1 protein-coding gene is annotated in these 396 nt (G+C 72.2%); it reads left to right on the plus strand.

Going from position 1 to position 396, the window contains the following annotated elements:
• Positions 1-396, plus strand: a 396-nt coding sequence (locus H926_RS29345; RefSeq protein WP_022677928.1) for a phosphotransferase, incomplete at both ends; no start/stop codon positions are given.

Consider the following 396-nt stretch of genomic DNA (forward strand, 5'->3'; position numbering starts at 1 on the left):
CTTGGCCGGCTGGGTAGCGGGGCGCGCCTGGCAGGATGAACTGGCCGGCGTGCTGGCGCTGCACGATGCGCCCGGCGTGGCCAGCGCGCTGCGCACCCGGCCCACGCTGTGGACACACAACGACTGGCACCCCTCCAACCTGACCTGGACGAGCGGCGGCGCGGTGGCTGCCGTGCTCGATTTCGGGCTGGCAGATCGCGGCTTTGCCCTGCTCGACCTGGCGATCGCGCTGGAACGCAGCGTGGTGCGCTGGCTGGAACTGGGGGAGGGGACCGCACCCCTTGCCGAAATGGCGCAGGCCCGCGCGCTTGTGGCGGGCTATGCCCCGGAAGCGCCGCTCGACCAGGCCGATCGCGCGCTGCTGGCGCGGCTCTTGCCCTTGGCGCATGTCGAATT

Origin of the sequence: Novosphingobium sp. B-7 (genome assembly GCF_000410615.1) — a bacterium.
GTDB lineage: Bacteria > Pseudomonadota > Alphaproteobacteria > Sphingomonadales > Sphingomonadaceae > Novosphingobium > Novosphingobium capsulatum.